3 protein-coding genes are annotated in these 11,284 nt (G+C 48.4%); all 3 read left to right on the top strand.

Going from position 1 to position 11,284, the window contains the following annotated elements; genetic code table 11:
* Positions 1-48: 48 nt before the first annotated feature.
* The 3 genes from ASL11_RS14395 (at position 49) to ASL11_RS14385 (ending at position 11,266) form a co-directional block, all read left to right on the top strand.
* On the top strand, positions 49-6,831 hold the full coding sequence (locus ASL11_RS14395; protein ID WP_056615262.1) for a polysaccharide lyase family 8 super-sandwich domain-containing protein: 6,783 nt from the start codon (positions 49-51) through the stop codon (positions 6,829-6,831).
* Positions 6,832-7,064: 233 nt separating this feature from the next.
* Positions 7,065-9,428 (top strand): helix-turn-helix domain-containing protein, encoded by a 2,364-nt coding sequence (locus ASL11_RS14390; RefSeq protein WP_056615259.1) that lies wholly within the window; start codon positions 7,065-7,067, stop codon positions 9,426-9,428.
* A gap of 200 nt (positions 9,429-9,628) precedes the next feature.
* Positions 9,629-11,266, top strand: a complete 1,638-nt coding sequence (locus ASL11_RS14385; RefSeq protein WP_056615258.1) for an extracellular solute-binding protein — start codon at positions 9,629-9,631, stop codon at positions 11,264-11,266.
* Positions 11,267-11,284: the final 18 nt, after the last annotated feature.

Raw genomic sequence — 11,284 nt, 5'->3', positions numbered from 1 at the left:
CCTTCTATAATGAGCATGTAGGTATCCATTCAAGAGGGGGAGATGTCCATGTTTAACAAAAGGAGGAGTGCTTGTATCCTCATTGCCGCCATGGTAAGCAATTTGTTCATACCACTGAGTATGACAGGACCAATTACGGCACAGGCTGCAGTAACCACTTATGTGGGGGCAAGCTTTAATACGTACCCTACGGCGCCTTCAACCTCAGGGCCAGCTGCAGAAATAGGAGGGAATTGGGGGTTGTATAATGCCAAAGCTGGAACGGATTATACGGTTGGGGAAGCCGTTTACGGTCGGAGTGATCTCAGTTTGAAGCTGGTGTCAGGTACTGCTGGCACGCAACTGTACACGGGTAAATTCGGTTTGAACATTGCGGGTAAGGTAGTGTTGGAAGCATCGGTACGAGCACAAGACACCGGGCATATCCGATTGCTGGATGTGAAAAGTACAAGCGGGGTATGGAAGAACTTTCTCACACTCACAGAAACAGGGCAAATGTCCATCTTGAATACGTCTTTAGGGACATATGCACCGAATACGTGGTATCGCGTCAAAGCGATCATCGATCAGACCGGCAAAAAGGCGGATGTGCTGTTGAATGATGTTCAAGTTGTAACCGGTGTCACATTAGGGGCTACTTGGGATACAATTAACACGCTAAAATTTACACAGACAGGAACGGCGCTGCCGGGAAGCTCCTATTTGGACGATGTGCGGATTTACACGTACGCGCAAGTTGAAAGCGTTTCCGTAATGCCTGACGCGGCTACGATTGGTGTGGGTAAGCAGCAAGTGCTTACCGCTCAGATAATGCCTGAAGATGCTGCGGATCAACGTGTGGTTTGGAGCTCGGAAAACCCAGCAACAGTGACCGTCGATACGTATGGCGTGGTTACAGGTGTGGGTGTTGGAACGGCACGGGTTACGGCAACGGCATTGGATGGCGGAAAAGTAGCCTCATCCAACATAACCGTTTCCAATAATGTGCCGGTTACAGGCATTGCTTTGCCGGCTGAGCAGACTATAGCAGCAGGTGGGACTGCGCAGCTTACACCTGTTATCATGCCTGCAAACGCTACGAATCCTAAGGTCACATGGACAAGTGACAACACGGCGATCGCCACAGTCGACGCGCAAGGGCTAGTCACTGCACAATCGGCGGGGCAAGCCGTGATTACTGTACGAAGTGAAGATGGCAACCATAACGCGACGACAATGGTGACCGTGCTGCAGCCAGGCGTGGCTTCGATTTCTTTGCCAAGTCAGGCTACAGTAACAAAAGGAGACACGATTACGCTAGTCCCGACTTTTCAGCCGGCACAAGCAAGCAATCAGCAGGTCATCTGGTCGATCGGCGATGCGACGATTGCTTCTGTCGATTCGGCAGGTGTAGTGACTGGTCTTAAGCTTGGCGAGACGTCGCTTACAGCGACGAGTGTGGATGGAGGTAAAACGGCAAGCACCATGATTAAAGTCATTGAGAAAGCAACAGTTTCTGATGAATTCGAGCGCTTAAGATTGAAACGCAAAGCCGGACTTGACGGTGGAGATAGCTTAGATACCGCAGACACCGATGTGCAGGCAAAGGTAGCCACGTTAACAACCAACGGGCAGACCCGTTGGTCGACTTTGCAGAAAGCGGCAGACCGCCAAGTGCTGTGGCCGGATTCCGTTGTGAGCAGCGGAAATTCCGATGCCATCCATAACAACATTTCGCGAATTCGCGAGATGGCGTATGCCTATTCAACGAAAGGCGGGGCATTGTACCACAATCAGCAATTGCAAAACGATATTGTTTCCGCACTGGAGTGGGTGTATGTCAAGCAATATAACGAGACAGGCACGGCTTTTGGCAACTGGTGGAATTTCGAGATAGGCATTCCGGCTAAAATAACAGATATCATCGTGATGATGTACGATGCGTTGACACCGGAGCAAATCACTCGCTATATCGCAGCAATTGATCATTACACTCCAGATATCCAATCGAATTTGTTTGATACGAGCTCTTATTATACAGGGGCGAATCGTTCCGATATTTTGATGTATAAACTCGTGGATGCTATTTTGTTGAAATCGGAGTCACGCATACGCGCTGTAGCATCCGAAATGTCCCCGTTGTTTGCTTATGTAACTTCAGGAGATGGTTTTTACGATGATGGATCTTTCGTGATGCATACATCCGTCGCCTACACGGGGAGTTACGGCTCAGTTATGCTGGAAGGAGTCAGCCAGCTGCTATACTTGCTGAACGGCAGTCCTTGGCCGATCACCGATCCAAATGTGAATAACTTTTATAAATGGATCTATGATGGGGTTGCCCCGTTAATTTATAAAGGAATGACGATGGATATGGTGAACGGTAGATCCATTGTTCGCGGATCAGATAATGCACAGAAAACCGCAGCAGGTATCATGTCAGCGCTCGCAAGGCTTGCACTAAATGCACCAGCGGAAGATGCGCAGAAGCTGAAGAGCATGCTGAAATCGTGGATTACGCAGGATCAGACTCAGTTTAACTACTACAATTACTTATCCTCCATGAATTTGATCGGTTCTGTGAAGCATTGGGTAAGCGACGCATCGATTGTTCCAGATAGAGAAGCCGCAGGATATTATGAGTTCGCGGGTATGGCTAGAAGTCTGCAAATTCGCGATGACTATTCGTTCGGCGTCAGTAAGAGCTCGAAGCGCATCCAGACCTATGAGCTAACCAACGGTGAAAATGGCGAAGGTTGGTATACTGGCGACGGCATGACCTACCTGTATAACGGCGATCAGTCACAATATATGGAAGATTACTGGGCAACAGCGAACCGTTATCGCTTGCCGGGCACAACGGTAGATACAAGACCGCGTGTGTTTGATAACTACCAGAACGGAGACGGTGAAGGCAAGCCAGCGAATGCATGGGCAGGTGGCGTCGAGATGGGATCCTACGGCAGCTCCGGCATGCAGTTGAAACAGATTGGTACGACGCTGCAAGCGAATAAGTCATGGTTTATGTTCGGTGACGAGATTATTGCGCTGGGATCTGGCATTTCGAGCAGCGATAACCGGACGATCGAGACGATCGTGGAACAGCGCAAGCTGAATGCAAATGGCGATAATCCGTTGATTGTCGATGGGCAAGCAAAGTCCTCCGGACTAGGCTGGACGGAGAGAATGGCGGGTGTGCAGTGGATGCACTTCAGCGGAAACGGTGCGCAATCGGATATCGGGTATTATTTCCCGGATCGACCGACGATGAATGGGCTCCGGGAACAGCGGACGGGTCGGTGGAGCGATGTTAATCAGAGTGTGGCCCAATCCGCACCGGTATCTCGCAACTACCTGAGCTTGTGGTTTGACCACGGGAAAAGCCCGCAGGGCCAAACGTACAGCTATGCCATTTTGCCGAATAAAACGGCTGATCAAGTGAAGCAATTCGCAGAGCATCCCTCTTATGAGGTACTCGTGAATAATGATCAGGCTCAGGCGGTTCGACATCAAGGACTTGGCCTCACAGCGGTGAATTTCTGGAAGGACCAGAAGGTGAAGGCGGATTTGGTGACGAGCTCCAGACAGGCTGCGGTTATGATTAAGGAGGAGAATAATCGTTTAGAGGTCGCTGTCTCTGATCCTACGTTGGAGAATTCAGGTGCCATTGAGCTTGAATTGGATCGCTCCGCTGCAGGCATGCTGCAGGCAGATCCGCAGATTATGGTCACCCAGCTTTACCCGACGATTCGATTGGTAGTCCGTGTGAACGGATCAGTAGGACGTACGTTCCATGCGGTGTTCGATACGGATCCTGCAAAGCCGAGACCGTCGGATCATCCGCCGATTCCAGCCATCATCAATCCGAGAGGTGTAAGCAGTGAACTAGACCATTCGGCTAATCTGTACGCCGCCTTCGATAACGAAGGCAATGGACTGGAAGCCATCGGTGGCGGTCCAAGTGGATGGAGTGTTAGTAGCGAGCAACAGACGATTGTGACTCTCGAGCGATTGCCAGAGGAATCTAGCAACATTCTTAGACTGCTCGATATGAGCGATCAAGCCTCGGCCGTTGCTACCCGAACGTTCCCACCTGTCTCTGAGCTGGCCGAGGTGGAATGGATGTTTGCGGAACCGTATGGTCCGAAAGGTGAGGAATTCAAGCTGCTCAGCGGAGATGCGTCTGCCATTCGCTTAGTGACACGCTCTGGTGCGCTTTATTGGCTTGACGGACAAGGTGCCGAGCATTATATTCAACCCATTTCGGCAGCTACTTGGACGAAAATTCGGCTGACGATCGATATTCCGCACAACAAATATGATGTTTATGTGGACGGTAAATTGGCGGCAGTTGGCGCAAGTTTTGCTAATTCGGTTACAGCAATTAACGGCATCCGCTTAGAAACAGGTGCGTCGCAAAAGGACGCAATCCTTTACACTGATGATATCACTGTGTATCGTTTTGGGGAGCAGACGCTGGTATATAGTACTTTTAATTCAGGAAGTGGCTCCTGGCAAGTAGCTGAGAGTACAACGGCACCTGTACAGGTTGTGGAAGATCCGAATCCGAACAATAAGAGCATCCTGCTGAGTGATAATGACAACAAGTTTAGTGCTTCGATCAAGCAACCGTTTGAGGAGCAAACCGGCACCTTCGTGGCGGAATGGGATTTGAAAGAAAAAAACAGCGGTAAAACACCGTTCTATGAACTGCGACAAGGTGAGAAAACGGTTGTTCGCTTGTTAACCAGTGGCACACTGCGCTACTTGTACAAGGATGGCAAAGTGGATACGCTTGGATCCGTTCCAACAGGGGTATGGCATCACATCCGATTGGAAGTTGATGTTGCGAACCAAAAGGTCAATGTCTATTTAAACGGCATACTTCAGAAGGAGGGACTCAGCTTCTACGAATCGTCGTCCTCAATCGATAACATCCGGATCTATACGTCTTATGGGGCGGTGGATGCACCGTTATGGATCGATAATGTGAAAATGTACACCTATCGTCAGCCAATTCAGCCGCAAGGATTGGAGCTGAGTACGGTGGAGCAAGCGGTGTTTTTGGATCAGCCGTCTGAAGAGGCTGAGCAGACAATGATATCGCTTAACGCGGAAGTGACACCTTCGGACGCTTATGATACGACTGTTCGCTGGATTTCCTCCAATGAGAAGGTCGCATCTGTGGATTCCAGCGGTTTGGTAACAGCGAAGCTGCCTGGCAAAGCGATCATTACAGCAACAACGGCTCACGCGGAGCTGCAAACAGCGGTCACTGTGTATGTGGTGCCAAAGGCACCTGAGCTCACAGCGGATGACGCTGCGAATACGGTGACGGGGATGGCTGCTGGGTTGGAATTCAGCTTGGACGGTAGCGAATATGCACCATATGATGCTGAAATATTCAAGCTCATCAATTTTAACGGGCTTCATGAACTTTATGTCCGTTGGGCGGCCAATGAGTCCACTGGTGCACCTGCAGGGAAAGTGACGACCCTGCGATTCGTCTCATTGAACCAGTCAACAGGCTCTGGTTCTGGAACTGGTACTGGCTCTGGCTCCGGCTCCGGCGAACCATCGAAACCTGTGACGCCTCCGAGCAAAGAATCGAAAGATAGCATCATTCAAATATTACTATCGGAAGATGCGATAAAAACAAGCAAAGACAGCCAAGGAAGAGAAGTTACAACGGTTTTCGTGGATGCCGATGCCCTTAAACAAGCTTGGTCTCCGACAACGTCGGCAGTCGTCATTGCTCCGCCTATTAGTAGCAGTTCATTCGTTGTGAAGCTTCCGGCTAACGTCCTTCAAGAAGCATCGGGGACAACACCTGAAGGTGTAGTTATCATTCGATCGCTGCAAGGTGAGATCTCCTTGCCATTGGCGTTGTTTATCCCTGGCGGCGCCTTGGAGAATCTGTCGCAATCGTCGACAAGTACCTTGTCCGTCACGATAGAAAAAGCGGATTCTACACTGGAAGATCGCGTGAAGAACGCTTCAGGTCATCACAACGTTTCAGTACTAGGTCAGATTGTGGATTATAAGGTGACATTGGAGCAGAATGGTACAATTGTCCCAGTCTCGCAATTCGGGAATCTCTATGTGGAGCGTACCCTGTTCATTACATCGAAACTGAACGCGAATAGGGCAACTGCCGTACGGTATGATTCGGAGACAGGCAAACTGACTTATGTCCCAGCGGTGTTCATCACAGGGTCAAATGGTCAAACGGAAGTACGCATGAAGCGAAACGGCACCAGTATTTACACGGTCGTCCAGGGTGATAAAACATTCGATGACCTCGTTGGTCACTGGAGCAAAGCCGATGTTGACAAGTTAGCCTCCAAGCTAATCTTGCAAGGTCAATCGGATAGTCGCTTTATGCCAGAGGCTTCAGTCACGCGGGCGGAGTTCGCTGCAATGCTCGTTCGCGCACTTGGCTACCAAGCGAAGCCGGTTCTTCAACCTACGTTCAACGACGTTGCGCCGACCGATTGGTTCTATGATGCTGTTGAGGCGGCGGTACAGGCGAAGTTGATTGAAGGCATCACTCCTGAGACGTTCATGCCGAATCAGCCGATAACGAGAGAGCAGATGGCCGTCATGATCGCGTCAGCGATGAAACTAGCAGGGAAGCAGGTGCAAATCGACGCAAGTCACAATACGTTGAAGTCGTTCTTGGACCAATCACAAATTAGTCCATGGGCGAAACAGCCGCTTACAGCAGCTTTGCAAGCTGGACTAATAAACGGTAGAGCTGACAACCAGATCGCGCCAACTTCCAATTCAACAAGAGCGGAAGCTGCCGTAGTGCTGAACAGATTTTTGATTTACGTGAACTTTATGAACTAATTCTAGAAGGGGGAGCCGATGGCTCCTTCTTTTGCATTAAAACGTAATTATTTTTAACAACGCAATTGGACAAAATAGACATTCCCTTTCTTAGGGGTTAACCGTCATAATGGAGGGAGTCGTATTGCCAGAAATCCACACTATACGGCTATTTAGCAATATGAAAGAATACGAAGTATGGGGAAAAGAACGGAATGCTTACCTACTAGACGACACCCCAAAGGAGAGAGCGCATGCCGATCAAAATCAATCTATGGAAGAAGCGCAAAAGTGTTATTTTTACATGGCTCATTTCGTACAGTGCTGTCTTTTTTATTCCAATTCTTATGAGCTTAATTTTATATAGGGAATCAAGCGATACGTTGCGCGGTGAAATTCATCGCGCTAATGATACCATGCTCCAACAAGTGAGAGAAACCATAGATTCTCAAATTGAGATGATGCAGCGGCTAAGCATGGAGCTTACCTGGAATACGCGAGTACAGAGTTTGATCTATACGCGATTGTCCAGCAGTGATGAACAATATACGGCGTATCAAGTTGCGAAAGAATTTCAAATGTATCAGACTTCCTATGCCTCTGTGGATCAATTTTATGTAACATGGGAGGGGGAGAATACTGTTTTGCTGCCCGGGAGTACCCGGGATTATCAAGCTGGTTTCGAAACCATTCATGAGACAGGTGTAATCAGCTATGCAGATTGGTTGAAGTTGGTAAAGCAGAATAGGAGCACGACCTTTACGATGCTGCCTCGCAAAGACAACATGTATTCCAAGCAAGCATTGGCGCTAATTACTCGTCTACCTGCTGGGGCGATCAGCAGACCGACGGGTTCAGTAGTTGTTATGGCCGATGTGGAACGCTTCAATAAAGCGATTGCCAAAGTGCAATCGTTTAGCGGCGGGGACGTGTACCTGCTGGATGAAGCGCACCACGTATTGCTGTCCAATACAAGTACAAGCCTCCCAGCCTCAATTCTGGATCAACTAGGTGCGAGGGAAAGTGGTGTTATTTATAACAAAACGAGCGACGAGCAATCGGAGATTTATTATCTCCATTCCGAAGTCTCTAAACTCACTTATATATCGGTTATTCCAAGCAAATTGTATTGGCAAAAAGCTGTCTATGTCCGCAACGTGATGTACCTTAGCGTCCTGATTAGTCTCGTCGGGGCGGCCATCTTAACGCTCTTCTTCATGCGCAGGAATTACTCGCCTATCCAGCGATTAGTGCAAGTGCTAGCCGGGGCTGAAGCGGCAAGGGGCAATGGAACCCAACAAGAAGGGAATGAGCTCAGCTTTATTCACCGTGCAGTCTCCGATACGCTCAGTGAAAAAGAAGCGATACGAGTCCAACTGCAGCAGCAGCATAATATGCTGCGTTCCAATATGCTCGCGCGACTGCTTAAAGGTCGGCTGGATGGACCTATCCCGCTCCAAGAGGCGCTGTTTTCGCATCAAATTGAGCTGCATTCCGATCATTTTGCCGTTTTATTATTTTTTATGGAAGCGCCTGAAGAAGTCAATATCAGTATTTCATCTATTGGGCCACATGAGAAAAGTCGGTTGGCACAGTTCATTTTAACGAATGTGGTGGAAGAATTGGTTGGTTTGCGTGGACATCGAGGGTACGTAGCAGAAGTTGGCGATATGTTGGCTTGCATTGTGAATTTCGCGAAAGACGACGAGGAAGGTCGTATGCAGCAGCTCGTTTCGATTTCCGAAGAGGCGCAACAGTTTCTATTCGAACGATACCGGATGAAACTCACGTTATCGATTTCGAGAGTACAAGCGACGATTGCTGGCATTTCCCAAGCTTATCAAGAAGCGCTGGATGCCATGGAATATAAACTCATACTGGGCAAGCAGAAAATTATTGCCTATGATCAGCTCCACAAGGAACCTATGACGGGCTACTACTACCCGTTGCAGATTGAACAGCGATTGATGAATTTTATTAAAATAGGCGATTTGGAACGCGCAAGAGAAGTGCTAGACGAGGTTATTGAGCGCAATTACGGCAAATCGGTAACCTCTGTGACACTGGTTCGTACGCTGATGTTTAACTTGATCTCCACGATGATGAAAACAATCCATGAACTTGGGGAAGTGGATGAAAGCTTCCTAGCCCAGCATCCGAATTGGATGGAGACGATGGCCAACAGTGATACGGTTAAGGAAATGGTTGAGCAGCTAAACCTGCTATTGGAAGATGTGTGTGAATACACGGCAGCCAAACTGGACGTAAGCATAATAAAGGGGCGCTCGGAATCGCTGCGGGAATTGATTTTTAAAGTAAATGTCTATGTAGAAACGCATTATCAGGATATGGATTTAAATGTAGGGATGCTTGGAGAGCAGTTTCAATTGAAAGCGAGCTACCTGTCCAAGCTATACAAGGAACAAACAGGCGAGGGGCTGCTCGATTATATTAACCGCGTTCGCATTGAGCAGGCCAAATCGCTTCTGGGCTTCACGGATCAAGCGATTGTGGAAATTGGCAAGCAAGTTGGTTTTAATGAAGCGGCGACGTTTATCCGTGTATTTAAAAAGTTCGAAGGCATTACGCCGGGCAAATTTCGTGAGCTGCGGGGGTAGACGGGCGGCCACGAGGTGGTTGCCCGTTTTCCGTATTAAAATGACATGGAAATTGGCGATTTTGTGGATAAACAAGCTTGTTTTAACAATGAAATTGGAACTTTTCGTTATATCTTTTTGTGATCGCAAGCGGCAATATGAAGGCTGTAAGGACCGAGGCGTTACATAGACGCTGTCAAATGAAAAGGGAGGTAGGCAATATGAAAGTTACAAAAAAGATCGTAACATTGGCAACTTTGCTAGCTCTATCAGGTTCCGTTATCGCGGGCTGTTCCAAGGAGACGGCAACGGAACAACCGAAGGATGGGGCAAGTCCAACACCTGCGACAACGACAGGTACATTCAGCTATCCGATGAAAACGGATAAAACACTCACCTACTGGGCGGAGCTCAATGGAAACATCGGAAGCGTGAAGCCGACATTCCAAGAGGTACCTTTCTTCCAAGAGTGGCAGAAGCGGACAGGTGTAAATTTGAAATTCATTCAACCGCCTGCGAATCAGGCGAAGGAAGCGTTGAACGTATTGCTGGCTTCAGGCGAGCTTCCGGATATGATCGAGTACGTGTGGAGTTCTGGTTTTCCAGGTGGTCCAGAAAAGGCGATCAACGACGGCTATATCCTTAAACTGAATGATGCGATGGATAAGTATGCCCCGAATTTAAAGAAGTATTTGAAGGAGCATCCCGAAGTCGATAAGCAAATTAAAACGGACAGCGGCAGCTATTACGCATTTCCGTTCATTCGCGGAGACGATCTGTTGAAAACGTATCAAGGGCCAATTATTCGTAAGGACTGGTTGGATGAACTGGGACTCCCGATGCCGCAAACGATGGATGATTGGTACAATGTGCTCAAAGCATTTAAAGAGAAGAAAGGTGTTGCAGCCCCTCTTACCTTCTTAGGTATGCCTACAGCTCTATTTGGCTTGGATGGCGGCGCATTCACCGGGGCTTTTGGGGTCATCAAGAACTTCTATCAAGAAGATGGGAAAATCAAATATGGCCCCATGGAGCCTGGGTATAAGCAATTCCTAGCAACGATGCAGAAGTGGTATGCAGAGGGATTAATTGACAAAAATATAGCCACTGTGGATACCAAAACGATGGACTCCAATATGACTTCAAGCAAGAGTGGAGCAACGGTGTGGAATTCCGGTGCGGGCATTGGTAAATGGCAGCCGATCGTCAAGGAGAAAGAACCGAAAGCTCAGTTCGCGCCAGCGCCATACCCAGTTCTGAAGAGTGGTGACAAGCCAAAGTTTGGGCAAAAAGACTTTTCTTTTGTGACAACTGGCGGCGTTGCGATTACGGCCAACTCGAAGAATGTGGAAACGGCCGTGCGTCTACTTGATTACGCGTATGGTGAAGAAGGGCACAACTTCTTTAACTTCGGGATCGAAGGCGTGAGCTATAAAATGGAAAACGGCTACCCAACGTATACAGATTTGGTTATGAAGAATCCGGATAAGTTGGCTCCTGCACAAGCGTTGGCGATGTATGCACGCAGCGGCTACAACGGTCCTTTCGTTCAAGATAAGCGCTATATCGAACAATACTTGACGATGCCGGAGCAAAAAGACGGGATCACGGTATGGTCGAAAACCGATGCAGAGAAATACCTGTTGCCGCCAATTACGCCTACACCGGATGAAAGTTCGGAATTCGCGACGATTATGAACGACGTGAAAACATTAGTGGATGAAATGTCGTTGAAAATTATTTTGGGCTCAGAGCCGATCGATTCATTCGATAAGTATGTTGATAAAATCAAATCGCTGAAGATCGAACGTGCTATCGGGATTCAGAAAGCGGCACTTGATCGTTACAACAAGCGTTAATCCGTTGCATAAGGAGAG

It is taken from the genome of Paenibacillus sp. Soil750, assembly GCF_001428045.1.
GTDB classification, from domain to species: domain Bacteria; phylum Bacillota; class Bacilli; order Paenibacillales; family NBRC-103111; genus Paenibacillus_E; species Paenibacillus_E allorhizoplanae.
The sequence above is the reverse complement of the archived record's forward strand: the minus strand, read 5'-3'. Positions and strand labels throughout refer to the sequence as shown.